The sequence below is a fragment of the Amycolatopsis sp. NPDC102522 genome, assembly GCF_055584485.1.
The window spans coordinates 80,666-103,630 of sequence record NZ_JBVJLY010000001.1 but is presented as its reverse complement, the minus strand read 5'-3'; the positions used below and the strand labels follow the sequence as shown (position 1 = coordinate 103,630).

23 protein-coding genes and 1 pseudogene are annotated in these 22,965 nt (G+C 69.2%); 15 read left to right on the top strand and 9 right to left on the bottom strand.

Annotated features, from left to right (window positions below; genetic code table 11):
- Window positions 1-79: 79 nt before the first annotated feature.
- Window positions 80-748, bottom strand: coding sequence for a helix-turn-helix transcriptional regulator (locus ACZ6YV_RS00495; protein ID WP_378245376.1), 669 nt, complete (start codon window positions 746-748; stop codon window positions 80-82).
- Between the two features lie 203 nt (window positions 749-951).
- Window positions 952-1,599 carry a TetR/AcrR family transcriptional regulator gene (locus tag ACZ6YV_RS00490; protein ID WP_465507618.1) on the bottom strand — a complete coding sequence of 216 codons (648 nt, stop codon included), beginning with the start codon at window positions 1,597-1,599 and terminating at the stop codon, window positions 952-954.
- Window positions 1,600-1,740: 141 nt separating this feature from the next.
- On the opposite strand from ACZ6YV_RS00490, the gene ACZ6YV_RS00485 reads away from it, so the two are divergent.
- On the top strand, window positions 1,741-3,186 hold the full coding sequence (locus tag ACZ6YV_RS00485; protein WP_465507617.1) for an amidase: 1,446 nt from the start codon (window positions 1,741-1,743) through the stop codon (window positions 3,184-3,186).
- A gap of 199 nt (window positions 3,187-3,385) precedes the next feature.
- On the opposite strand, the gene ACZ6YV_RS00480 is transcribed toward ACZ6YV_RS00485, so the two are convergent.
- Entirely contained in the window at window positions 3,386-5,614 is a 2,229-nt protein-coding gene (locus ACZ6YV_RS00480; protein WP_465507616.1) for an ATP-binding protein, read from the bottom strand.
- 102 nt (window positions 5,615-5,716) lie between these two features.
- On the opposite strand from ACZ6YV_RS00480, the gene ACZ6YV_RS00475 reads away from it, so the two are divergent.
- Window positions 5,717-6,361, top strand: a complete 645-nt coding sequence (locus tag ACZ6YV_RS00475) for a helix-turn-helix transcriptional regulator (protein WP_465507615.1) — start codon at window positions 5,717-5,719, stop codon at window positions 6,359-6,361.
- A gap of 18 nt (window positions 6,362-6,379) precedes the next feature.
- Here ACZ6YV_RS00475 and ACZ6YV_RS00470 read toward each other — a convergent pair whose 3' ends face one another.
- Window positions 6,380-6,949 (bottom strand): helix-turn-helix transcriptional regulator, encoded by a 570-nt coding sequence (locus tag ACZ6YV_RS00470; RefSeq protein WP_465508495.1) that lies wholly within the window; start codon window positions 6,947-6,949, stop codon window positions 6,380-6,382.
- 525 nt (window positions 6,950-7,474) lie between these two features.
- Here ACZ6YV_RS00470 and ACZ6YV_RS00465 point away from each other — a divergent pair.
- From ACZ6YV_RS00465 to ACZ6YV_RS00445, 5 genes are all read left to right on the top strand, one after another.
- On the top strand, window positions 7,475-8,002 hold the full coding sequence (locus tag ACZ6YV_RS00465; protein ID WP_465507614.1) for a toxin-antitoxin system HicB family antitoxin: 528 nt from the start codon (window positions 7,475-7,477) through the stop codon (window positions 8,000-8,002).
- Window positions 8,003-8,053: 51 nt separating this feature from the next.
- Window positions 8,054-8,899 carry a DUF4097 family beta strand repeat-containing protein gene (locus ACZ6YV_RS00460; protein WP_465507613.1) on the top strand — a complete coding sequence of 282 codons (846 nt, stop codon included), beginning with the start codon at window positions 8,054-8,056 and terminating at the stop codon, window positions 8,897-8,899.
- A gap of 33 nt (window positions 8,900-8,932) precedes the next feature.
- On the top strand, window positions 8,933-9,883 hold the full coding sequence (locus ACZ6YV_RS00455) for an ATP-binding cassette domain-containing protein (RefSeq protein ID WP_465507612.1): 951 nt from the start codon (window positions 8,933-8,935) through the stop codon (window positions 9,881-9,883).
- Entirely contained in the window at window positions 9,880-10,671 is a 792-nt protein-coding gene (locus ACZ6YV_RS00450; RefSeq protein WP_465507611.1) for an ABC transporter permease, read from the top strand. The genes ACZ6YV_RS00455 and ACZ6YV_RS00450 overlap by 4 nt, the downstream gene beginning before the upstream one ends.
- 290 nt (window positions 10,672-10,961) lie before the next feature.
- A complete protein-coding gene (locus ACZ6YV_RS00445; RefSeq protein ID WP_465507610.1) occupies window positions 10,962-12,209 on the top strand; it encodes an HNH endonuclease signature motif containing protein in 1,248 nt (415 codons plus the stop codon).
- A 255-nt stretch (window positions 12,210-12,464) separates the two neighbouring features.
- Here the strand turns inward: ACZ6YV_RS00445 and ACZ6YV_RS00440 are convergent, their stop codons facing one another.
- Window positions 12,465-13,235 carry a TetR/AcrR family transcriptional regulator gene (locus ACZ6YV_RS00440; RefSeq protein ID WP_465507609.1) on the bottom strand — a complete coding sequence of 257 codons (771 nt, stop codon included), beginning with the start codon at window positions 13,233-13,235 and terminating at the stop codon, window positions 12,465-12,467.
- Between the two features lie 84 nt (window positions 13,236-13,319).
- On the opposite strand from ACZ6YV_RS00440, the gene ACZ6YV_RS00435 reads away from it, so the two are divergent.
- Window positions 13,320-14,042, top strand: a complete 723-nt coding sequence (locus tag ACZ6YV_RS00435) for a DUF2306 domain-containing protein (protein ID WP_465507608.1) — start codon at window positions 13,320-13,322, stop codon at window positions 14,040-14,042.
- Between the two features lie 49 nt (window positions 14,043-14,091).
- Window positions 14,092-15,555, top strand: a complete 1,464-nt coding sequence (locus tag ACZ6YV_RS00430; protein WP_465507607.1) for an alpha/beta hydrolase — start codon at window positions 14,092-14,094, stop codon at window positions 15,553-15,555.
- A gap of 62 nt (window positions 15,556-15,617) precedes the next feature.
- On the opposite strand, the gene ACZ6YV_RS00425 is transcribed toward ACZ6YV_RS00430, so the two are convergent.
- Together ACZ6YV_RS00425 and ACZ6YV_RS00420 are read right to left on the bottom strand one after the other, a co-directional pair.
- Window positions 15,618-16,337 carry an ABC transporter permease gene (locus ACZ6YV_RS00425; RefSeq protein WP_465507606.1) on the bottom strand — a complete coding sequence of 240 codons (720 nt, stop codon included), beginning with the start codon at window positions 16,335-16,337 and terminating at the stop codon, window positions 15,618-15,620.
- A gap of 28 nt (window positions 16,338-16,365) precedes the next feature.
- Window positions 16,366-17,250: an ABC transporter ATP-binding protein gene (locus ACZ6YV_RS00420; RefSeq protein WP_465507605.1), complete on the bottom strand. Its 885-nt coding sequence runs from the start codon at window positions 17,248-17,250 to the stop codon at window positions 16,366-16,368.
- A 119-nt stretch (window positions 17,251-17,369) separates the two neighbouring features.
- Here ACZ6YV_RS00420 and ACZ6YV_RS00415 point away from each other — a divergent pair, with 119 nt between their 5' ends.
- Window positions 17,370-18,488 carry a sensor histidine kinase gene (locus ACZ6YV_RS00415; protein ID WP_465508494.1) on the top strand — a complete coding sequence of 373 codons (1,119 nt, stop codon included), beginning with the start codon at window positions 17,370-17,372 and terminating at the stop codon, window positions 18,486-18,488.
- Window positions 18,485-19,087 carry a response regulator gene (locus ACZ6YV_RS00410; protein ID WP_465507604.1) on the top strand — a complete coding sequence of 201 codons (603 nt, stop codon included), beginning with the start codon at window positions 18,485-18,487 and terminating at the stop codon, window positions 19,085-19,087. Before ACZ6YV_RS00415 ends, ACZ6YV_RS00410 begins: the two co-directional genes overlap by 4 nt.
- Here ACZ6YV_RS00410 and ACZ6YV_RS00405 read toward each other — a convergent pair whose 3' ends face one another.
- Window positions 19,088-19,657 (bottom strand): helix-turn-helix domain-containing protein, encoded by a 570-nt coding sequence (locus ACZ6YV_RS00405; protein ID WP_465507603.1) that lies wholly within the window; start codon window positions 19,655-19,657, stop codon window positions 19,088-19,090.
- Window positions 19,658-19,746: 89 nt separating this feature from the next.
- Between ACZ6YV_RS00405 and ACZ6YV_RS00400 the strand changes: the two genes are divergently transcribed.
- The 4 genes and pseudogenes from ACZ6YV_RS00400 (at window position 19,747) to ACZ6YV_RS00385 (ending at window position 21,584) form a co-directional block, all read left to right on the top strand.
- Complete coding sequence (locus ACZ6YV_RS00400) at window positions 19,747-19,968, top strand: hypothetical protein (RefSeq protein ID WP_465507602.1); 222 nt, start codon at window positions 19,747-19,749, stop codon at window positions 19,966-19,968.
- A gap of 15 nt (window positions 19,969-19,983) precedes the next feature.
- Window positions 19,984-20,070: pseudogene (locus ACZ6YV_RS00395) on the top strand (mycothiol transferase); the annotation flags it as partial.
- 13 nt (window positions 20,071-20,083) lie between these two features.
- Window positions 20,084-21,052, top strand: a complete 969-nt coding sequence (locus ACZ6YV_RS00390) for an alpha/beta fold hydrolase (protein WP_465507601.1) — start codon at window positions 20,084-20,086, stop codon at window positions 21,050-21,052.
- Between the two features lie 52 nt (window positions 21,053-21,104).
- Window positions 21,105-21,584, top strand: coding sequence for a DinB family protein (locus ACZ6YV_RS00385; protein ID WP_465508493.1), 480 nt, complete (start codon window positions 21,105-21,107; stop codon window positions 21,582-21,584).
- Between the two features lie 112 nt (window positions 21,585-21,696).
- On the opposite strand, the gene ACZ6YV_RS00380 is transcribed toward ACZ6YV_RS00385, so the two are convergent.
- Window positions 21,697-22,854 (bottom strand): S1 family peptidase, encoded by a 1,158-nt coding sequence (locus ACZ6YV_RS00380; RefSeq protein WP_465507600.1) that lies wholly within the window; start codon window positions 22,852-22,854, stop codon window positions 21,697-21,699.
- Window positions 22,855-22,965: the final 111 nt, after the last annotated feature.

Sequence of the window (22,965 nt, the reverse complement as noted above, 5' to 3'; positions counted from 1 at the left end):
GCTATAAGTTGAAGGGGGCGAGGAAAAGCCCCTTCTCTCGTCCACTCTGGACGGAACTCCTTCAGGTAGACCCGGTGCTTCAGATAGACCCGGTACGCAGCGCGAAGGCGACAGCGTGCGTGCGGTTCTGGAGGCCGTAGCGCGACATCACCCGATGGAGGACGTTCTTCACCGTGCTCTCCGAATAGGCGAGCTTGGCCGCGATCTCCTCCGTGCCGTGGCCGTCGGCCAGCAGCCGCAGCACTTCCCGCTCCCGGTCGGACAGCCCGGACAGCGCGAGACCGTTGGGTACCAGCAGGTCTTCCTGGATGCGTTCGAGCTGCGAGAGCAGGCTTCCCTGCAGCCTCGGCGGCAGCGCGCCGGCGCCCTGGCTGACCGCGAGAATCGTCCGCACCAGATGTTCGCCGTCGAGGTCACGCCGTGGCAGCAGTGCGGCCATGCCGCATTCGATCGCCGTCATCAGGACCTGGACCGGGAAATGGTCGGTGACGATCACGCACCTCGGCGGCGAGGCGAGTGACGAAGCGGCACGAACCTGGCGCAGGAACGTGAAAACCCCGTCGCCGATCGAATCCCCGACGGTCACGATCACCTCGGCCGGCCCCAGGTCGGTGTCGGCGAGCACGTCCAGCCGTTCGTCGGCGCCGAGAATGCTCGTCGTGCCGAGCCCGGCCAGGAGATCCGGGGCATGCACGGCGACTCTGACGCGGTCGGTCCTCCTGGTGATCTTCTCCCCTTGAATCAACATCGAAGTCCCTATCCGAAGCGCTCGGAAACCCGGAGACGGGCAGCGTTAGTAGATATCGCACTACTTAGAAGCTATAACGTTACAACGTTGTATGTCAACCGCGGAAGCCAGGGCTCCCACGGTCGGCGGCACCGTCACAGGGCAAGACGCCCGAAGTGGGTGAAAGGTTCAGTGCGAACGTGATCGGGCTCGGCGGACGCCGGTCACCGCGTCGTGAGGTCGTCCAGTTCGTCCGCTATCAACAGATCGGGGTCGAACTTCATTCCGGTGAAGTGGCCGGCGAGTTCGAGCGAGAGCACGCCGTGCAGGCGGGTCCAGAAGGCGAGCGCGCGGTGCAGGGTCGCGGCCGGGGCCGGATCGTCGCCCGCCCAGTCGCGGTGGCCTTCCAGATGCTTGTCGAACGGGGTGTCCGGCTTGTCCACGGTGATCGCGCGGCACGCTTCGAGCAGCACCGCCATGACCTCGCTCGTGATGGCGGTGGTGTCTTCGGGCGCGTGGTAGCCGGGGACGGGCGTGCCGTAGAGGAGGAAGTAGCGCTGGGGGTCGCAGCGCGCCCAGTCCCGGATGGTGACGGCGAGCCCGGCCAGATCGGCGCCCGAGTCGAACGCCGCCCGGACGGTGTCGGCGAGGCTTCGGTACGCGTCGCGGATGAGCGCGGTGATGAGGTCGTCGCGGCTGGCGAAGTACCGGTACAGGGCGGGGCCGCTCATCCCCACCTGTTTGGCGATCGCGTTGAGCGACAGCGCGGGCACTCCGGCGGTGGCGATCTGCTCCCACGCGTGCTGCTTGATCTCGGCGCGCACCTGGTCGCGGTAGCGCTCTCGCGGGCTCTGCCCGTCCGCGTCCGTCATCGGCCCTCCCGCTTCGTCGGCCCGAAGCTTAGTTGGCGCACCGGGCGCCGAGGAATCGAAGGGGCATGATCCGTTGCACGAACTTCCCTGATCGACCGGAATCACCGGCAAGTCCGGTCGCTGATGATCGAGAATGGCCTCATGGCTGGCGACGACTTCACCTGGCTGGACGCGACGGCTCAGGCGGAGCTGGTCCGTACGCGAAAGGTGTCGCCGCCGGAGCTGCTCGACGCGGCGATCGCGCGGATCGAAAAGCTCGACGGCGCGCTCAACGCCGTCGTCAGTACCCGGTTCGACCAGGCCCGGCGGGAGGCGGCGACAGCGCACGGGCAGGGACCGTTCCGTGGCGTGCCGATGCTGCTGAAGGACTTCCTCTGCCACACCGCGGGCGATCCCGTGCACGGCGGCATGCGTGTCCTGCGGGACCGGGATTGGCGCGCGCCGTCGGACTCGTATCTCGCCGCGCGCCTGCGGGCCGCGGGGTTCCTGTTCTGCGGCCGGACGAACACGCCGGAACTGGCGACGAGCATCACCACCGAACCGCTCCTGCACGGCGCGACACGGAATCCGTGGAACCCGGCGCTGTCGCCCGGCGGGTCGAGTGGCGGGTCGGCCGCCGCGGTGGCCGCGGGCCTGGTCCCGGTCGCGCACGGCAACGACATGGCGGGCTCGATCCGCATCCCCGCGGCCGCCTGCGGGCTGGTCGGGCTGAAGCCGAGCCGCGCACGGACCAGCCTCGGCCCGGAGTTCGGCGAATACTGGGGTCAGTTCACCTACGAACACGTCCTGACCCGGTCGGTCCGCGACACGGCGGCGGTACTCGACGTCACCGCGGGCGCAGCGCCGGGGGATCCCTACAGCGCGCCGCCGCCGGACCGTCCTTATCGGACGGAGGTCGGCGCGGATCCCGGCACCCTGCGAATCGGGTTCCGGATCACCTCCCCGGGCACCTGCGAAACCGCGCACGCGGACAGCGTCGCCGCCGTCGAGCGGACAGCCCGCCTGCTCGAATCCCTCGGCCACCGGGTCGCGCCCACCGCGGCGGCCGCCCTGGACGCGCCGGGGATGTTCGACACCATGCCCGCGCTGCTCGCGGCCGTGGTCACCTGGGAACTCGACGCCTGGTCCGAACGGCTCGGCGAACCGCTGCCGTCGTCCGTGCTGGAACCGATGAACGCGATGCTCGCCGAAGCGGGCCGCTCGGTCACCGCCGTGGACTGGATCGCCGGATTGCTCTCATCGCAGCGGTGGGCCCGCGGGGTCGCGGCGCTCTGGGAAGACGAACTGGACGTCCTCCTCACCCCCACGTCACCCGCGCCACCCGCCGAACTCGGTGTCCTGGCGCCGGACGCGAAATCTCCCGAGGAGCTGGCCGCCGGGATCGCCACCGGCGCGGCGTTCACGGCGCCCTTCAACATCACCGGGCAGCCCGCGATCTCCTTGCCGCTGCACTGGAACGCCGACGGACTGCCGATCGGCGTCCAGCTCGTCGCCGCTCAGGACCGCGAGGACGTCCTCATCCGGCTCGCCGCCCAGCTGGAGGAGGCCGCGCCCTGGTCAGAGAGGCATCCCGCACCATTCTCGTGAGTGGCTACGACGGTTCTAACCGTCCTTACCGCTCACGAGGCCCTTGGCCCGCCACGGTTCGGCACCCTGGTCGCCTGCAGTACGTGAAGGACCCCTTCATTGCGCCTAGCGCAATGAAGGGGTCCTTCACGTACCTCGCCTGCGAACAAACCGCGGCCAGGAGCCGGTAGAACCGTCCCAGCCACTCAAGAGGTGACGATCATTCGGGCAGGAGCGCCAGTTCAGCCAAGGCCTGCGCCCGCCGCGCACTGAACGACGGCTCGGGGGAGAGTTCGACGGCCAGGGTGAGGCACTCCCTCGCCTCCTCGAACGCACCGGCCTCTCGCCAGGCCTGTCCCTCGCGGAGCGCGCAGTTCGCCTCCAACGTTTCGAAACCGCCTTCCCACGCGAGCCACCGACTGGTGCGGTAGTGGCCCGCCGCCTCCCGCCATTCGGCGAGCGCGCCGAGCACGTCACCGATGGCGCGCAAGGTCAGGGTCTTCAGCAGCTGATGGAAACCGGGGTACGTGTCACCCGCCAGCCGTTCGGCGTCGGCGAGTACGGCCCGGTGCACGGCGAGCGCCTCGGAATGCCGTCCGGCGGCGAGCAGCGCGCGCCCGTAGATGTTCCGCGCCGAGGTTTGCCCGTCCCAGAACGGCAGTTCGTCCGCCAGTTCGTATCCGCGCTTCGCGAACTCGAACGCTTCGTCGCCTTCTCCGGTCAACCGCAGCACCTGGCCGAGGTAGATGGACGCCCAGGTCTGCTCGACGCGGTCGCCGATCCGGACGGCGATGTCCAGCGCGCGGCGATGCGCCGCCACGGCGCTTTTCTCGTCATCGAGACAGACACTGGCCGCCCAGCCGACGAAGTTGAGCAGCTTCGCCTCGTCCCCGGCGTTGCCCAGCGCGTTCGCCGCGGCCGCGGCGAGCGAGAAGATCTCCAGCCACGGACGCTGGGCGCTGCGTCCGTCGGAGTACCAGTGCAGCGCGACGGCGAGGTCACTGACTTCCCGGTGCCAGCCCTTCTGCGCGGCCACCCGCTGCGCGGCGACCCAGTTGTCGCCCTCGACGTCCAGCCAGCGGCCGCTTTCGTCACGCGAGCCGAACTTCCCGGTCTCCGATGCCTTGGGGTAGAACAACCTGGCCGCTTCGGCCGCCTTGCCGAGCAGATGGGCGAGCACGATGTCCCGCGCGGCCGGATCCTCCTCCGCCTCGAACCGTTCCTCGGCGAACAGTCGGATCAGGTCGTGGAACTGGTGGCGTTCCGGTTCGGCCGCGGTCTGCAGGAGGCTGGCGTCGACGAGTTCGTCGAGGTGGTCACGGACGTCGGCGTCCGCCGCGCCCGAAACGACCCCCGCGAGTTCGAGGCCGAAGTCGGCGCCCGGCACGGTCGCCAGCCGCCGGAACAACCGCCGCGCCCCGGCCGAGACAGCGCGATAGGACAGGTCGAACGCCGACCGCAGCTGCAGATCGCCCGCCGCGAGCGCGCGCAGCCGGGTGCTTTCGTCGCGCAGCCTGTCGGCGAGCTGGGCCAGGGACCACTGCGGCCGGGTGGCGAGCCGGTTGCCCGCGATCCGGACCGCGAGCGGCAGGTATCCGCACAGTTCGACGAGCTCCCGCGCGGCGTCGGGTTCCGCGCGCACGCGGTCGGCGCCGATGATCTTGGCGAGCAGGCCGGTCGCGCCGCCGTCGGAAAGCGGTTCGAGCCCCAGCCAGCGGGCGCCTTCGAGCCCGGCGAGCGTGCGGCGGCAGGTGATCAGGGTGAGGCTGTCGGGCCCGGCGACCAGCAGCGGCCGGATCTGCGCCTCGTCGGCGGCGTTGTCGAGCAGCAGCAGGACCTTCCGGCCCTCGAGCAGCATCCGCAGCAACGCCGAACGTTCGCTCTCGGAGGCGGGGACCTGCCCCGGCGCGACGTCCAGCGCGCGCAGCAGCCGGTCGAGCGCGGCCCTGGCGCTCAGGGGTTCTTCGTCCATCCCGCGCAGGTCCACCGCGTAGCCGCCGTCCGGGAAGTCCGGGCGCCACCGGTCCGCCGCGGTCACCGCGAGCGCGGTCTTCCCGACCCCGGCCTGCCCGACGATCGCGACCACGCCGCCCTCGGCGGCTTTCGCGGACAGCTGCTCCAGTTCGCGTTCGCGGCCGGAGAGATCCGGCGGCGGCGCGGGCAGCGCGCAGGTCGCCGCGACCTGGGCGGCCAGCGCCGGGTTCCGGCGCCGTCCCTGTTTGGCGACGGTCAGGAAGAACTCCCGGTCACCGCCGGTCAGGCCGAGCGCGTCCGCCAGCACCTCGGCGGAGCGCTGCTGCGCGGCTCGCGCGCGACCGCGTTCCAGCTCGCGCAGGGCGCGGACGCTGATCCCCGAGGCTTCGGCCAGCTGTCCCTGTGTCCAGCCCGCGGCTCGGCGGTGTTCGAGCAGGAGCTTGCCGAACACCGACCGTTTCTCACTCGCCTCCACGGGTTCCACCGAAGTCCATTCAACCGGCAGGCTTCCGGTGGCGAAAAGCTGCCCCCTGCTTCCGCTTGTCCCGCCTTCTCCGGGGCCGGTTACCTGGAAAGCATGTCGACGACCATGACGACGCCCGTCCGGCCCATCATGCGGACCGAGGAGCGCCGGGAGATCCGGGTCGCCGTGCACGCCGGTGATCCGCTCGTCCGCGCGGGCCTGCGCAGCGCGCTCGGCGCCGGGCCCGGCATCAGCTTGCGGGACGATCCGGAAAAGGCCGACGTCCTCGTGGCTGTCGCGGGAAGCGAGCCGCACCGGATCCCGGCCGGGGCCGCCCGGCTGGTGCTGGTCGCCGATCAGCCCAATCAGGCCGAACTGTGGGCCGCGGTGGAACGCGGGCTGGCCGTCGTCGTCGCGCGCTCCGAAGCGACGCCGGCGCGGCTGCTGCGCGCGGTCGCCGACGCCCACGCCGGCCGGGGCGATCTGCCCGCCGAGCAGCTCGGCAGCCTGCTCCGGGGAATCTCACGGCTGCACAAGGAAGTTCTCGAGCCGCGCGAGCTCACCCTCAGCGGGCTGTCGCCCCGGGAGACCGAAGTGCTCCGGCTGCTGGCGGAAGGGTTCGACACCGGGGAGATCGCCCGGCGCGTGGCCTACTCCGACCGGACCGTGAAGAACATCCTGCACGGCCTGCTCAGCAGGTTCGGTCTCCGCAACCGCACGCACGTCGTGGCCTACGCGCTGCGAGAAGGCCTCATCTGACGAGAGCTGACGAGCGTTTCAGATGACGCCTTCCCGGATCGCGTAAGCCACCGCGTGCGACCGGTTCCGTAGCCGCAGCCGGTCGGTGACGGAGTAGATGATGTTCTTCACCGTGCGTTCCGAATAGGAGAGTTCGGTCGCGATCTCCCCGGTGTCGAGCCCGTCGGCCATCAGGCGCAGGACGTCGATCTCACGTGAGGAGAGCGTGGCCCCGGCGGGCTGGCTCGGCGCGAGCATCTCCCGGTGGAGCCGCTCGGCGTGTTCGGCCAGCCTGCCGGGCAGGTCGGACGCCGGGCTCGCCCCGCCGAACGCGGCGACACGGACGCTGTCGGCCACGCGCGAATCGGTCACCGCCGACTTCGGCAGGATGGCGACCACCCGGCACGCCACCGCGGCCGCGAGCCCGCCCTCCTCGATCCGGTCGGTCAGCAGCACGATCGGCTTGCCGAGTTCGACGGTGACTTCACGCAACGCGGTGACCGCGTCGGCCGAAAGCCGGTCGAAGGCGGCGACGACGACATCGGTCTCGTCCCGTTCCCGGCCGTCGACCACCGTCACCGACGCCCGGGTTTCGAGGAGGTCGGTCATTCCGGCCTTCGTGATGGGGTCCAGGGCGCAGACGCTCACCCGAACTGCTCGCATGCTTTCCTCTTCTGCTGTGGACGGTCGCAAGGCGGTCCACTGTGGATCATCGATTGTCAAGAGTCCCCGGTGCAGAAAGCCTTGCCCGCGCGAACGAGCAGGCCTCTTGTACGGTGGATTTCGGGTGGCGACCCGCCTCGGTGACCCCCACACCTGACGGTGGGTCGCTCCCTTTTTCCGTGGCTCGCGGCAATTCTCGCCCGCCGGAATAGGCGCGGCAACGCATTCCGCGTGGTCTGCTTTCCCCGCCAGTGGACAATGGCCGAAGGGGCACTGCGATGCCTTTCCGCGGAAACGGACCCTCGTGTGCCGCGAGCCGCCCGGGCCGATGCGCCGAGTCGGCGGCAGGCCACTCTTCGATCGCTCCCCGGATACGTCTTTTGGTGCCCTGAGCTGCGTAAACGCCACTTTGGCGCCACTTGGCACCACTTTGGCCTTGCATTGGTGCCACGGTGGTGCCATGATGACATCATGGATTTGACGCCCTTTGTGGACAACGTTCGCCGGGAGCTCGCCGTCGCCGCCGAGGCGGGGGGAGCCGAGGCGAGCGCCCTCGCCGAACGCTTGACCGCGCCGCTCGCGTCGGCCATCCGTCTCGCGCTGCTGGACGCGTTGTCCGCAGCCTCGGACGAGATCACGAGGGACCTCGCGCCCGGTTCGGTCGAGGTCCGGCTTCGCGCCGGTGAAGCCAGCTTCGCCGTCACGCTTCCCGCTGTCGAGCAAGCCGTGCCCGTCGCCGCGACGGTGCCGGAACCCCCGGCGCCGCCACTGCCGCCGATGCCGGACGAAGAAGGGGCCACGGCCCGGATCAACTTCCGGTTGCCGGAACAGCTCAAGGCGCGCGTCGAGGAGGCCGCGGCGGCGCAGGGCCGTTCGGTCAACGCGTGGCTCGTGCGGGCCGCGTCCGCCGCGCTGCGGCCGTCGGAACAGACCGTCCCGCCCGCCTCGCCGAACAGCGGTCATCGCGCCGCGCAGCGCTACACCGGCTGGGTCAGCTAGATCCGTTAGACCAGCACAAACACCGATCACACCACCTTTGAGGGGACACCCATGCCTTCTTTCGCCACCCCGGAACCCATTCTCGTGGACCTCGAGCCGGTCGTCGGCAACGTCCGCATCGTCGCCGGCGACCGCACCGACGCGGTCGTCGAAGTCGCCCCGCTCGACCCGGACAAAGACTCCGACGTCGACGCCGCGAAGCGGACCGTCGTCGAGTTCTCCGGCGGCACGCTGACGGTCCGCGCACCGAAGATGCGCCTGCTCGACTTCTCCAACCGGTCGAGGTCGATCGACGTGACCATCGAACTGCCCGCCGGTTCCCGGGTGCAGGGGAGCACCGGCCTCGGCGACCTCACCGTGACCGGCCGGATCGGCGCGTGCCGCTACAAGTCCGGGACCGGGCACATCCGGCTCGACCACGCCGGTGAGCTGAAACTGCACTCCGCGTCGGGGAACATCGTCGTCGAGCACGTCGACGGCAGCGCCGACATCAGCACGAGCTCCGGCCGCGTGCACGTCGGTGCGATCACCGGTACCGCCGTGGTCAAGAACTCCAACGGTTCCACCACGATCGGGACGGCCGGTGACGCGATCCGGCTCCGCTCGGCCAACGGCGACATCACCGTCGACAAGGCCGAAGCCGGCGTGGAAGCCAAGACCGCCAACGGTTCGGTCCGCGTGCTCGACGCGGCCAGGGGCAAGCTCGACCTCGACACGTCGATGGGGGACATCGAGATCGGCATCCGCGAGGGCAGTGCGGCCTGGCTCGACGTGAACACCGGCTTCGGCCGCGTCCTCAACGACATGGCCGCCGCCACCGCGCCCGGCGCCACGGCCGACAAGGTCGAAGTCCACGCCGGCACCTCCGTCGGCGACGTCATCGTTCACCGCTCCTGACCCGTCGGGTCCTTACACACCAGGGGAATCCACATGAGAAACCCGGCCATCTCCGCGACCGGACTGCGCAAGTCCTACGGCGACAAGGTCGTCCTGGACGGCATCGACCTGCACGTCCCGGCGGGCACCGTCTTCTCGTTGCTCGGCCCCAACGGCGCGGGCAAGACCACCACGGTCAACATCCTGTCCACTTTGGTCGGTCCGGACGCGGGCGGCGCGACGATCGCCGGAGCCGACCTGGCCACCGACCCGGACGGCGTCCGCGCCTCGATCGGTCTCACCGGCCAGTTCTCCGCGGTCGACAACCTGCTCACCGGCGAGGAGAACCTGTTCCTCATGGCGGATCTGCACCATCTGCCGCGCCGCGCCGGGCGCAAGCGCGCCGCGGAACTGCTGGAACGGTTCGAACTGACCGACGCCGCGAAGAAGACTCCGGCCACCTTCTCGGGTGGCATGCGCCGCAAACTGGACCTGGCGATGACGCTGATCGGTGACCCCAAGGTCATCTTCCTCGACGAACCGACAACCGGTCTCGACCCGCGCAGCCGTCGCACGATGTGGCAGATCATCCGGGACCTCGTCGACAGCGGCGTGACGATCTTCCTCACCACCCAGTACCTGGAAGAGGCCGATCAGCTCGCCGACCGGGTCGCCGTGCTCGACGGCGGCCGGATCGTCGCGCTGGGCACGCCCGACGAGCTGAAGCGGCGCGTGCCCGGCGGGCACATGCAGCTGAAGTTTCCCGACGCCGTCTCGCTGCGCGACGCGACCCGCGCGCTCCAAGTGTCCACTTCGGACGAAGAGACTTTGGCGCTCCGCGTGCCGACCGATGGCACCGTCGCTGCCCTTCGCGCGGTGCTGGACCGCCTCGACGCCGAAGCCGTCGCCGTCGACAGCCTCACCGTGCACACACCGGATCTCGACGACGTGTTCCTCAGCCTCACCGGTCACCGGACCGAAGCGACCAAGGAGATGGCCCGATGACCACCCTTTCCCTCTCGATGCGGGACTCGGCGACCATGCTGCGCCGCAACATCCGGCACATGCAACGGTATCCGTCGCTCACCATCATGCTGATCGGCCAGCCGATCGTGTTCCTGCTGCTGTTCGTCTATGTCTTCGGCGGCACGCTCGGGAACGGGCTCGGCGGCGGGGGAGGAGGAAGAGCCGAGTACGTCGGCTATGTCACGCCCGCCATCCTGCTCGTCACCGTGTGCAGCGCGGCGCTCGGCACCGCCATCTCCGTGGCGACGGACATGACCGAGGGCATCATCGCCCGGTTCCGCACGATGGCGATCAGCAAGGCCTCGGTCCTGACCGGGCACGTCGTCGGCGCGCTGATCCAGACGGCGTTCGCGCTCGCCGTCGTCTTCGGGGTCACGCTGCTCATCGGCTTCTCGCCGACGGCGGGTGTCGGCGAATGGTTCGCGGTGGCCGGCCTGCTGTTGCTGCTGACCCTCGCGCTCACCTGGCTTTCGGTGGCGCTGGGCCTGGCGGCCAAGAGCGTGGAGACGGCCAGCAACACGCCCATGATCTTCATGCTGCTGCCGTTCCTCGGCAGCGGGTTCGTGCCCACCGATTCGATGCCGGCCTGGCTGCGCTGGTTCGCCGACTACCAGCCGTTCACCCCGGTCATCGAGACCATCCGGGGCCTGCTGCTCGGGACCCGGATCGGCGGCAGCGGCTGGCTCGCGATCGGCTGGTGCGCCTTGCTCGCGATCGTGGGATACCTGTGGTCGAAGTCCTTGTTCGCCAAGGAACGTGACCGCTGAGCCGAAGTGGAACCGGGGGTCGCCCCGGGCCGGAACCGCCATCACGGTTCCGGTCCGGGGCGTTGGTTCGTGACGTTCGTGAACGGCAAGGCAAAGGTGTCGTGCCGTTGGGTACTGGCTGTGACGCGAAGGGAGCCTTAACTGCGCGGGATGCGGCGAAAGTCCCTTCATCCAGCCCGGAACGCCACCTATGCCTTACCCTTCGAGAATCGCACTCATTGAATGTGAAATACCTTTCGAGAAATGTGTTCACATTCGCACACTTGTTCGATTGATGGTATTCTTGCGGAGTGTCCAGCCAGCGAATCCTCGAGCCGCCGCAGGAGTTGTGGCGTGCTGGTGTGCGGGAGCTCGTGCACGGTGTGGTCGAGCGGTTGTCGGTGGCGCGTCAGGCGTTGGCGGAGGTCGGGCAGTTTCTGGTGGAGATCGAGTCCCGGGGTCCGATGGAGTTGTTCGGGCATGGGTCGACGGCGGGCTGGTTCGCCGAGACCGCCCGGATCACTCCCAAGGAAGCACGTGACACCGTGGCGCGGGCGGTGGCGGTGAACGAGGGCCGGAACCTGGACGGCACCCCCGTGCCCGCGTTCGCCCCGCTCGCCGGGGCCGCCGCGGCCGAGGGTGACCTTGGTGAGCAGCAGCTGGACCCGATCCTGGCGGTATTGAGGAAGATGCCCGCCGACGCCTCGGCGGACGAGCGGTCCGGGGCGGAGCGGATCCTGGTGGACCTGGCCCGCCACGCCGGTCCTCAGGAGATCACCAACGCCGGTGCGGATCTGCTGGCCCATCTCGACCCCGACGGCAACGAGCCGAAAGACGAGGACCTGACACCGCCGTCACGTGAGGTGTATCTGCGGAAACGTGATGACGGGTGGTGGCGGTTGAACGGGTTGCTGGATCCGGAACTCGGGGCTCGCGCGAACGCGCTGTTCGAGACCTGGGGGCAGCGAAGACCCGTCGACGAGGACGGCAACCGCGATCCGCGCACTCCCGGCGAACGCAACGGGGACGCGTTGTTCGACGCGATCCACTACGCGATGACCAACGACAAGGCACCGACCCTGTCCGGGGACCGCACCACCATCGTCGTCACCATCCCGCTGGACACGCTGACGTCAGGACTGGGGATGGCGTGCGTGGACGGGGTCTCCCAGATCACCGCACGCCACGCCCGCATGCTGGCCTGCGACGCCAAGATCATCCCCGCGGTGCTCGGCTCGGAGAGCGAACCGCTCGACATCGGCCGCGCGGCCCGCACCGTCACCCCCGGACAACGACGGGCCCTGAACCTGCGAGACCGAGGCTGCGCCTTCCCAGGCTGCCATCGGAAACCCAAACACTGCGAAGCCCACCACGTTCTCCCGTGGGGCCATCTCGGCGACACCGACTTGAACAATCTCTGCCTCGTCTGCCGCTACCACCACCTGGTCATCCACGGACAATCCGGCTGGCAAGTCCACATCGCTACAGACGGCAAACCCGAGTTCATCCCACCGCAATACCTGGACCCGCTACAAACGCCTCGCCGCAACCATCGCTGAACCCGGGCAGCCCGCCGCCATCACCGGCGACGGGCCCCTCGGCATGCCCGCAGTCAGGTGAACCTCCAGCCAAACGTGTCGTGGTCACAGGTCCTCTGTACCGAAGCCATACCTCCCTTCGCCGCCTGAACTACGTGAAGGTGTGAAGGTCGAGTTTCCTCGGCTGAGCCGAGGGAAGGGGGCCTTCACGCGCCACCCCGCAGGACACCTTTGCCTTCCCCTCAACAACCGGCCACTCGCGAGACCCGCCCGAACTCAGGACTGCTTCGCCACCCAGGCGTCGATGCCGTCCAGGAACCGGTCCACCCCGAACCCGAGTTCCGCGGGCAACGCCCCGTCGGCGACCTCCTCGTGTCCTGAATGGACAGTCGACTCCGCCGCGTGAACGGCGGCCAGCGCGGGGTAGTCGCCGGGGTCGATGAGTTCGGTCAGTGCTCGCGCCAGTTCGGTTTCGGTGTGCGGGAGACCGCCGTCGGTCTTGTACGCGCTGTTCATGTCCAGGCTGATCTGCGCCGTGCCGCGGACGACGGCGGTCAGGTGCAGGGCCGCCGCCCTCGCCTCGCCGGGGGCGAGTCCGGCCTTGAGCAGTGGGCGGAGCAGGCGGTCCAGCCAGGCGAGATGGTTGGGGCCGATCGGGGTGTGGTCGAGCGGGACGCGCAACAGCCAGGGATGTGTCCGGAAACCTGCCCAGAGCGCGCCGGCCCAGCGCCGGACGGCGTCGCGGATGTCCTCCGCGTCGTCGAGTTCGGGTGGCTTCGCGGCCGCGACGTCGGCCATGACCTCGAGGAGCAGGTCTTTGCTCGGAATGTGGTTGTAGATCGACATCGTCGAGTAGCCGAGTTCGGTGGCGACCCGCTGCATGGAGAGCGCGTCCAGGCCATCGGTGTCCGCGACCTGGATCGCGGCCCGCGCGATGCCCTCCACGGTGAGCCGCGGTCGCGGCCCGCGCCTGCCAGGGGTGCGCCCCGCCCACAGCAGCGCGAGGCTGCGCTGGAGATCCGGGCCCTTGCCGTCACGTGTCGCCATCCGCCCATCCTAAAACTCTGTATGACGTACGTTTATGTGTATGGTGTACATAGTTTCTAGTCGTCGTCTCCCGAACGGATCACCATGACCTCGTCGAACGCGCCCCGCTGGTGGCAACGCCCCTGGATCGTGCCGTTGATGCTGGTGGCGGGCGCTTTCCTGGCCTTCGCCGTGCCGCCCTACCTGACCTTTGACCCGGCCGAATCGCGGCTCGAGCCGCCGCCGGGCAATGACTTCTACTACCCGCTGCTCGTCGCGCACGTCCTGTTCGGCACGGTCGCCATGGTGACCGCCTGCTTCCAGGTCTGGCCCGCGTTCCGGGCCCGGTACCGGCGCGGGCACCGGATCACCGGCCGGATCTACGTCTTCGCAGGAGCGCTCCCCGCCGGTTTCGTGGGGTTGTACATCGGCTGGCACACCGCCGCGGGCCCGTCCGTGCGGGTGGCGAACCTGGTCGGCTCGGTGCTGTGGATCGCCGTCACGATCATCGGGTTGCGGATGGCGCGCCGGCGCCGGTTCGCCGATCACCGGCGGTGGATGTCCCGCAGTTTCGCGCTTTCGATGTCGATCGTGCTGAGCCGGGTGATCAACATCGTCGCCACGATCGTGCTGACGCCGCAGATCGCCACCACCTTCGGCGGCAGTGAGGTGCTCATGAAGTACAGCGCCACGAGTGTCGGGGCCTGGCTCGGCCCGTTGCTCCTGCTGGTGCTCGCGGACTTCGTGCTGGACCGCCGCAAAACCCCGAAAAAGCCCCCCAGCGGGGTAGTCGCGTCCGACCAGGGACGGACGCCTTCGCGGGTGTAGCGCTCCTAGCCTGGTATCGGGAATTTCGTTTGATATCAGGGAGTTCGGGTTGCCAAGGAAAACAGCCATCGTGGTGGCGCTGCTCGCCGCCGGAGCATTGCTGCCGTCGACGCCCGCCGCCGCGGTCCCTTCGATCACCTGGCACGGCTGCACGACCGGTCCCGATGACGGCCTCGGCGCGGAGCTCGACAAGGCGGGCGCCCAGTGTGGCGACGTCACCGTGCCTGTCGACCATCAGCGTCCGAGAGGGCGCGAGATCACCGTCGCGCTGGCCCGGATGAAGGCCACCGATCCCGCGCGACGGCGCGGCACGCTGATGCTCAATCCTGGCGGGCCGGGCGGTCCGGCCATGGAACTGGTGCTGGCCGGGCCGCTCATGCCGGAGATCGCCGCCCGGTACGACCTCGTCGGCATGGACCCCCGGTTCGTCGGGCGCAGCTCGCCGCTTCGGTGCGGTTGGAAGACCGACACGTTCACGCGCTCGGCCGGGCCGGACCTCAGGACGTTCGGCGAGAGTGTGGCGTTCGCGAAGGAGCTGGCGCGGGGTTGCTCGGGCAACGATCACGAGTTGCTGCGGGCCGCCTCGACCCGTAACACCGCCAGGGACATGGACGCCGTGCGTGCCGCGCTCGGTGAACGGAAGATCTCCTACCTCGGCGCGTCCTACGGGACGTACCTCGGCGCGGTGTACCTCCAGATGTTCGGCTCGCGGGCCGACCGGTTCGTGCTCGATTCGGCGGTGGACCCCGACGTCTACGGACCAGGTCTCCTTCGCCCGACCGCACCGGCTGTCGACGCCGCCTTGCGGAACTGGGCGAAGACCGCCGTGGGGCGAGGGCTGGGTGAGTCCGCGGGCGAGGTCCTGGCCACCGTGCGGGACATCGCGCGGTCGGCCGACCGGTGGCCGTTCGAGGTCGGAGAGTACACAGTGGACGGTCACATGGTGCCGTACCTGTTTTTCGCGAACCTCTACGACGATCGGCCCGCCGTGCGGACCGAGTTCGTCGAGACCGTACGGACACTCCGTGACGCCGCGGCCGGTCGCGGCGTCACTCCTTCGACGGCGCTGGCCGCGCTTCTCGACGGATTGACGACCGGATCCGGCCCCGCGACCGACCGGGCCGGGACACCGGTCATCTGCGCGGACCGCGCGGCCTCCCGTGACCCGGCGGCGTACTACCGGGACATCCAGGACCATCGCGCCGCCGAGCCGCTGTTCGGTCCGCTGGCCCGCAACATCACGCCGTGCGCGTTCTGGCCCGTGACCCCCGCCGAACCCGCCACCCGGATCCACAACACCTCGCCGGTCCTGCTCCTCGGTTCGACCGGCGACCCCGCCACGCCCTACGCCGGGCAGCTCGCCATGCACCGGGCGCTCGGCGGTTCCCGCCTGGTGACGCTGGAAGGAGCGTTCCGGCACTCCGTGTTCTTGAAGGGCGACGCGTGTGTCGACGCGGCGGCACGGGACTACCTGCTGAGCGGAGAGCTCCCCGCGGACCGGACCTGCCGCTGACCCCGGTGCTCAGCAGGCGCGGTCGCCGAAGGCCTCGCGCGGCTTTCCTCCACTTCGGATGGTCACCGGCGCGGTTCCCAGCGGAAGAGCCGGGAAGCCAGGGCGACGGCGACGACGACCCAGGCCAGCGTCGGGGCGAGCAGGATCAGCGAATCGGTGATGGCGACGCCGCCGTTCCAGGCGTTGACGGCGAGTTCGGTGGCCGAGCCCCCGGGCAGCAGCCGCTTGAGCAGGGTCAGGTCGTCGGTGCCGGAGACGCCGACCCAGGTGGCCACGGCGATCACGCCGAGGCTGACCGGCAGGGTGGTGACCTGGGCGTGCTCGGGGGAGTTGGTCAGGCCCGCGGTGGCCAGGCCGAGACCGATCATCATGGCGACGGTGGCGAGCACGGCCAGCACCAGCAGGCCGACGTTGTCCGGTGTCCCGGCGACCACGCCCAGCACGGTCATGATCACGGCGACCTGGACGAGCGCGATGACGGTGACCGGCAGCACCAGCCCGACCAGGATGGAGGCGTCGCCGGCCGCGGTGGAGCGCAACCGCTTGAGGAACAGGTTCTGCCGTCGCGAGGCCAGCGTGGTCACAGAGGTGGCGTAGAGACCGAATCCGCAGACGGTGAACATCAGGATCGCCGCGACGTAGCCGAGGCTGCCGATCTTTTCGAAGAGCTCGTGCTGGTAGACGAAGAACACGCAGATCGCGAGCGGCATCACGAAACTGGTGATCAGGACCGAGCGGTTCCGGAAGATCTGGATCAGCTCGCTGCGGGCTATCGAAAGCATGATTGAAGTCCTTTGTGGAGTGAGTGGTCTAGTCGTTGTCGATGGCGCGGAACACGTCGTCGAGCCGGGTCGGGCCCGCTTCGAGGTCCTGCAGCCCGATCGCGTTGTCCTGCGCCCACCGCAGCAGGGTGTGCAGGTCCTTCTGTAGGCCGAAGGTCTCGATGACGAACTTCCCGTCGGTCTGGCGCCCGCCCTGCAACGGCAGCGCCGGAGCCGGCGCCGGCAGGGTGAACCGGATCACCGCGGGCAGCGTCCGCGTCAGTTCGGAGACCGTGCCCTCCTGGTGGAAGGTTCCCCGGTGCATCAGGCCGATGCGGTCGGCCCGCTGCTGGGCCTCCTCCAGGTAGTGCGTGGTGAGCACGATCGTGGAGCCGTCCTCGCGCAACTTGTCGACCGCGTCCCACAGCGCGTCCCGCGACTGGATGTCCAGACCGGTCGTCGGCTCGTCCAGGAACACCAGCTCCGGCGAGCCGTACACGGCTGTCGCGAAGTCGAGCCGCCGCTTCTCGCCACCGGAGAGCTGTGACACCTTCGTTTTCGCTTTGCGGGTCAGATCCACGACGCTGAGCACTCGTTCGAGCCGGTCCGTGCGCCGGGTCAGCGTCCCGATCAGGTGGATCGACTCCTTCACCGTCAGATCCGGTGAGAAGCCGCTCTCCTGCAACATGATGCCCATCTTGGGCCGGACGGCGGCGCGGTCCCGCGGGCTCTTCCCCAGCACCCGCACCGTGCCCGACGTCGGATTCCGGTGCCCTTCAAGGGTTTCCAAGGTCGAGGTCTTCCCGGCCCCGTTCGTGCCCAGCAGAGCGTAGAATTCGCCGCGTCCCACCTGGAAGGACAGATCCTTCACGGCGTGGAAGTCGCCGTACTTCACGTTCAGCCGGTCAACGTCGATCACTGGTGTCGAAGTCATACCCTGATCTCAGCCGCTCGGGCGCGGCACGGCCAGTGCGGCCACGTCATGACGAACCCATGACGCAGTGTCACTGTTGCCCGCCGCGGCGGAGGGCCGATACTGGTCCCATGTCTGATGTGGACACCGAGCCGGCCAGGGGAAAGCTGCGCAGGCTCAACCTCACCATGTTCCTCCCGCTGTTCGCCGTCGCCGGGGTGATCGTGGTGGCGTCGGACGCGCGGACGTGGTGGCACGTGGTCGTCCTGAGCGCGAGCGTGCTCGCGGCCGGGTTCGCCTTCGTGCGCTGGGCGTCGGGCGAGGTCCTGCGGGTCGCGATCCCGTGCCTGGTCGTCACGGCGGCCGCCTGGCCGTTCGCGGTGCTGCTGGTCGGCGGTGGTTCGGCGTTCTTCGGAATCCTCCTCGTGGGTTCCTTCGTGGTTCCGCAGCTGCCCCGTCACCGGGTCGCGGCCGCGTTCGCGCTCATCGCGTACATCGCGGGGGTGGGTGCGCTGAGGCTGCTGGTCGTCTACGACGACGTCTCCGGCGAGCTGATCCGGTTCGTCTTCGTCCCCGCCGCGATCACCGCCATCGTGGTCGGCCTCATGTTCCCCAACAAGCGGTTCTACGACGTCGTCCACGAACTCGAAGAGTCGCGCGAACGGGAGGCGGAACTGGCCGTGATCCGCGAACGCGTCCGGTTCGCGAGCGATCTGCACGACATCCAGGGCCATACGCTGCACGTGGTGAAGCTGAAGACCGCGCTCGCCAGGAAACTGGTGGACATCGACGCCGAGCGGGCCAAACAGGAGCTGGGGGAGATCCACGCGCTCGTCAGCGACACGATCACCCAGACGAAGGAACTCGCCTACGCTCAGCGTGAGCTCAACCTCTCCGCCGAACTGGAGAACGCGAGGAACCTTTTCGAGGCCGCTGGGATCCGCGTACGCATCAACCGGGAGGCGGACGTCGATCCGGCCGCGGGGCGGCTGCTCGGCCAGGTCCTGCGCGAGACCACGACCAACATCCTGCGCCACGCGCAGGCGACCCGGGTACGGATCACCCTGTCGGAATGGAGCATCGACATCGTCAACGACGGCGCTCAGCGCGCACCGCTGCCGGAACTCCGTGGGCTGGCCGCGCTCGAACAGCGCGTCGTCGCGGACGGCGGCGAATTGACGGTGGAACAGGAAAACGGACAGTTCGTGACGGCCGCGTCCTTCCCCGGCCGGCGTTCCGAAGTACGGGAGAAGCGATGACCACGGTGGTGCTCGCCGACGACGAAGCCCTGCTCCGCAAGGCGATGGCCGCGCTGCTGCCGCTGGAGGGCGAGATCACCGTCCTGGCCGAAGCGGAGAACGGCGAAGAGGCTGTCGAGGCCACCCTGCGGCACGAGCCCGACGTCCTCGTCATCGACCTCGAAATGCCCGGTGTGGACGGCCTCGGCGCCGTCGCCCAGATCCGCCGCACCCGGCCCGACCAGGTCATCCTCATGCTCACCCGGCACGCGAAACCCGGTGTGCTCCGCAAGGCCCTCAAACTCGGTGTCCAGGGTTTCGTCAGCAAGGCGGCCGAACCGTCGCACATCACGTTCGTCATCGCCGCCCTGCACCAGGGCAAACGCTGGATCGACCCGGACGTCTCCGCGCTCGCCGTCGTCGACGACTGCCCGCTCACCGACAGGGAGCTCGAAGTGCTGCGGGTGACCGGCGAGGGCTATTCCGTCGCCGAGATCGCCACCCAGCTTCACCTCGCGCAGGGCACGGTGCGGAACTACCTCTCGAACGCCATGCAGAAGACCCAGACCCAGACCCGGCACGAGGCGGCCAGGTACGCCCGCGAACACGACTGGTTGTAGTCAGCGCGCCCGGATGTGGGCGCGTTCGCCCTGCGGTCCGAAAAGGACCAGGGTCTCGACGGCGTGACCGTCGGCCGAGCCGAGCCAGTGCGGTAGCGCGGTGTCGAATTCGGCCGCTTCCCCGGGCGGCAGGACCAGGTCGCGATCGCCGACCACCAGTCGCAACTGTCCATTGAGGACATACACCCACTCGTAGCCGCCGTGGGTCTGCGGCGTGGGCTCCGCCGGTTCGTCGCGGCCGGGGATCAGCATCTTGAACGCCTGCACGCCGCCGGCGCGCCGGGTGAGCGGCAAGAAGGTCATGCCGTGGCGGTGGATCGGCCTCAGATGGATCCGCGGGTCGCCGGTCCGGGGAGCGCCGACGAGGTCGTCGAGCGGCACGCCGTGCACGCGGGCCAGCGGCAGCAGCAGTTCCAGCGTGGGCCGCCGTCCGCCGCTTTCCAGCCTCGACAAGGTGCTTTCCGAGATCCCGGTCGTCGTCGACAACTCGGCCAGGGTCAGGCCGCGGTGTTTGCGCAGGGCGCGGAGCCGGGGGCCCACCGCGTCCAGCACCTCGTCCGTCTCGTCCATGCCGCCGATCTTGCCAGGTCGGCAAGTTTTCGTGCCAGTTCGTGGTGTCCGAGGCGAAGGTGGTCCGGAACAGACCCTGTGAGGTGACCATGAACGCTTCGGGAAAGCGCCGGAAACGCGACGCCGGGCCGCCGTCGACAGGCACCGGTGAGAAGGACGTGCTCGCCGGTTTCCTCGAGAAGGCGACCTTCCGGCCGGCCCCGGAAGACACGGTGGCGTCGATTCTCGCCGCCTACCGGGAAACCACCGCCGATACGAACGCCGAGATCGCGTCCTGGGACGACCTCGCCGCGAGCGGTCCCCACCGGTGATCGCGGCGGTGGACGCCGACCCACCTGATCGAAGAGACCGTACGGCACGCGGGACACGCCGACATCCTGCGCGAACTGATCGACGGCGCCACCGGGCGCTGAAACGGAGATTCCCATGTTCCACCGAGCGGCCGCGTTCGTCGTGGCCCTCTTCCTGATGACAGCCTGCGCTTCACCCCCGGCAGCCCCGGCCTACGAGGACGTCACCCGCGGCGACACGGCCTTCTCACAGCTGTTCCGTCACGAGTTCGCCGACGTCGACGGGGTGAAGATGCACTACGTCACCGGCGGAAAGGGCGCTCCGCTCGTCCTGCTGCACGGCTGGCCGCAGACCTGGTACGGCTGGCACCGGGTCATGCCCGCGCTGGCCGAACACTTCACGGTGTACGCCCTCGATCTCCCCGGCCTCGGCGACAGCACCGGTTCGCCGCCCGGCTACGACAAGGCGACCCTCGCCCGCTACGTGCACGGCCTCGTCGCCGGACGGCTCGGCCTGCGCGACGCGCGGATCGTCGGTCACGACCTCGGCGCCGCCGTCGCCTTCCAGTACGCCGCGCAGTTTCCCGGCGATCTCACCCGCCTCGCCTACCTCGATCTCCCGCTGCCGGGTCCCGCGCTCGACGCGACGGCCTACCGGAACCTGAGCTGGCACATCGCCTTCCACTCGCAGAAGACGGTGCCCGAAGCCGTCGTCGGTGACGACGTCCGCGAGTACCTTTCGCTGTTCTATCCGCAGGTCGCCTACTCGGGGACGGCTTTCGGCGGGCCAGGGGCGCCTTCGCCCTTCGACGACGCCGAGATCGACGAGTACGCCCGCACCTACACCAGGCCGGAGGTCCTGCACGGCGGCTTCGAGCTGTACCGCACGCTCGGCCAGGACGCGGCCGCGAACGTCGGCGCGAAGCCCATCACCACGCCGACTCTGCTGATGACCGCCGAAGGACTCCTCGAACCGCAGAAGGCCACGCTGGCGCCCCGCGTCGCCAACCTCGCCCGAGCGGTCGAAGTGCCGCGGGCGGGACATTGGCTCGCCGAGGAGAATCCGGACTTCGTGAGCGCCGAGCTGGTCGGGTTCTTGAAGTAGGTTGCCCGTGCGCGAAGGTCTTTGCCATGCTTCGCCGGTGTCTTCTCTCCCCGTGACCACTATGGACGTCCTCGACCATCCCTTCCGCGAACAGTTCGACGTGTTCCTCGACGAGCATCGCCGTGTACTCGATGAATGCTTGGAAGGGGTGACCGAGGAGCAGGCGCGCCGATCGCTCGTCTCGTCCAAGACGACCCTGCTCGGTCTCGTGAAACACGTGACCTTCGTGGAAAAGGTGTGGTTCGACGAAGCCGTCGCCTGCCGCTCGCGTGCCGAGATCGGGATCCCCGACACGCCGGACGAATCGTTCGTCCTCGACGACGAGGACACGATCGCCTCCGTGCGGCAGGCGTACCGCGAAGCCTGCGCGGCGTCACGCGCGGCAGCGGCGACCTTGGGGCTGGACGACCTGGTCCACGGCAACCGGCGCGGCCCGCTTCCGCTGCGCTGGGTGTACCTGCACATGTTGCGTGAGCTGGCCCAGCACGGCGGCCACGCGGACATCCTGCGCGAGCAGATCCTGAGCGCTTAGCGGCGGCTCGGGTGGCGTGTCGTGCGCGCTGAAGGGGACTTTCCGCGCATGCGATGCGACGAAAGCGCCCTTCACCGCGTCTTATGCGGTGAAGGGCGCTTTCAGCCTTTTGTCAGGAACGGGTCAGCGTGACCCCGTAGTTGTTCGCCGCGTCCACGACGGGCTGGTAGTAGGAGTACGAGCCGGTCGCGTTGGAGCCCTGGTTGAAGCCGCAGTCGTGTCCGTCGCTGGGACCGCCGGAGGTCATGCCCTGCGCGGTGTTGCCCGCGATGTAGGCGCCGCCGCTGTCCCCGCCTTCGGTGCAGACGGTCGACTTGGCCAGCCCCGTGGTGGCGACGCTTTCCCCGCTGTAGCGCACGGTCTGGTTGTAGGCGGTGATCTTGCCGCAGGTCCAGCCGGTGGTGTTGCCCGCCTTGCACAGCGTGGTGCCGACAGGCGCCTTCGAGCTGCCGGTGATCCGCACCGTGGTGCCCTTGCGGGTGTCCACGTAGCCGCGGCCGGTGTCCTCGTCGTCGATGTCCATCAGGCCCATGTCGACCGACGGGAACTCCGTGGCGACACCCCGTCCGATGTGGACGCCGTTCCGGTCGAGGATGTCCGGGTTGCCCTCGACGCAGTGCCCTGCGGTGAGCAGCACGTTGTCGCCGTCGCTGGTGGTGCCGGGGAAGCCGAGCGAGCAGTTGGTGCCAGGGTCGAGGTCCATGATCTGGCCGGGGATGACGTCGGCCTGCGTGGTGTTGCCGTTGGCGACTCCGGTCCGGACGGTCACGCCGGGCAGCGCGGAAAGCCGCCGGACGAGGGCGCCGTCGGCACCCGGCTGCACGGTGACGACAACCTGGTCGGCCGCGAGTTCCGGACCCCAAGACTGCACCTGGCCGACGTCGCCGCCGATCACCTTGCCGACTGTGCCGGACAGGGCGTTCAGCGCGTTCTCGCCGCGGGCGCCGGTACGCGGCGTCAGCCCGGCCGAGCGGAGCGTCTGGGCGGATCCGGCGTCGGCGTTCACCACGAGGGCGCCGGCTTCGTCGAAGTACGCGCCGTCGGTGTTGAGGCCGCGCGTTCTGAAGCTCTCCAGCGACGCGATCAGGGTCTTTTCGTGGTCCAGCTTCTGCGCGGCCTGGAGCGGGCTGACCCGGAGCTGGGCCGCGAGGGTCTCCAGCATCGTCTGGTCGTAAGCGGTGGCCGGAGCGGCGGTCGCCGGCACGGCGAGCGCGCCTATTCCGGCGCAGACGCTCAGCAGGGTGAGCATGACGGGTCCGCGAATTCGCATGCGCGTTTCCTTCGATAAGGAGGGAATGACGAACCGCCGGAATATGTTCGGAAAAGGCAGGGGCCGGGCGGTTCATCTCGACGTGACGCACATTACGAGCGCCCGTCTATC